Below are 618 nucleotides of genomic sequence, written 5' to 3'. Positions count from 1 at the left end.
ACAAAATCTTATTGGTTTTGGGGAAGTACTCAAGTGGCTGAAGAGGCGCCCCTGCTAAGGGTGTAGGTCGGGAAACCGGCGCGAGGGTTCAAATCCCTCCTTCTCCGTTTCAATATTTTACCTGGCCCGTTGGTCAAGCGGTTAAGACACCGCCCTTTCACGGCGGTAACACGGGTTCGAATCCCGTACGGGTCATGATTATAGTTTTATATTGGAGGATTACCCAAGTCCGGCTGAAGGGAACGGTCTTGAAAACCGTCAGGCGGGTAAAACCGTGCAAGGGTTCGAATCCCTTATCCTCCTTTCTTTGAGAGTTACTACAAAGTAGTTGATTCGCAAATTATATTATCGCGGGATGGAGCAGTCTGGTAGCTCGTCGGGCTCATAACCCGAAGGTCGTAGGTTCAAATCCTGCTCCCGCAATTGACTTTGATTTTTCAAAGTCACCAAATAAGAAACTAAATATGGTCTGGTAGTTCAGCTGGTTAGAATGCCTGCCTGTCACGCAGGAGGTCGCGGGTTCGAGTCCCGTCCAGACCGTTTGGCTCGGTAGCTCAGTTGGTAGAGCAATGGATTGAAGCTCCATGTGTCGGCAGTTCGATTCTGTCCCGCGCCATA

At 50.0% G+C, this 618-nt stretch carries 6 tRNA genes; all 6 read left to right on the top strand.

Annotated features, from left to right (window positions below):
* Nucleotides 1-19 precede the first annotated feature (19 nt).
* The 6 genes from AB3I12_RS13415 (at nt 20) to AB3I12_RS13390 (ending at nt 616) form a co-directional block, all read left to right on the top strand.
* A tRNA-Ser gene (locus AB3I12_RS13415) sits at nt 20-107 on the top strand.
* A gap of 16 nt (nt 108-123) precedes the next feature.
* Nucleotides 124-195, top strand: a tRNA-Glu gene (locus AB3I12_RS13410).
* An 18-nt stretch (nt 196-213) separates the two neighbouring features.
* A tRNA-Ser gene (locus tag AB3I12_RS13405) sits at nt 214-303 on the top strand.
* A gap of 46 nt (nt 304-349) precedes the next feature.
* A tRNA-Met gene (locus tag AB3I12_RS13400) sits at nt 350-423 on the top strand.
* Nucleotides 424-466: 43 nt separating this feature from the next.
* Nucleotides 467-540 (top strand) — tRNA-Asp (locus AB3I12_RS13395).
* A 3-nt stretch (nt 541-543) separates the two neighbouring features.
* A tRNA-Phe gene (locus AB3I12_RS13390) sits at nt 544-616 on the top strand.
* The last annotated feature ends 2 nt before the right edge of the window (nt 617-618 follow it).

It is taken from the genome of Enterococcus sp. C65 (assembly GCF_040887165.1).
GTDB classification, from domain to species: Bacteria; Bacillota; Bacilli; order Lactobacillales; family Enterococcaceae; genus Enterococcus_B; species Enterococcus_B hirae.
The sequence above is the reverse complement of the archived record's forward strand: the minus strand, read 5'-3'. Positions and strand labels throughout refer to the sequence as shown.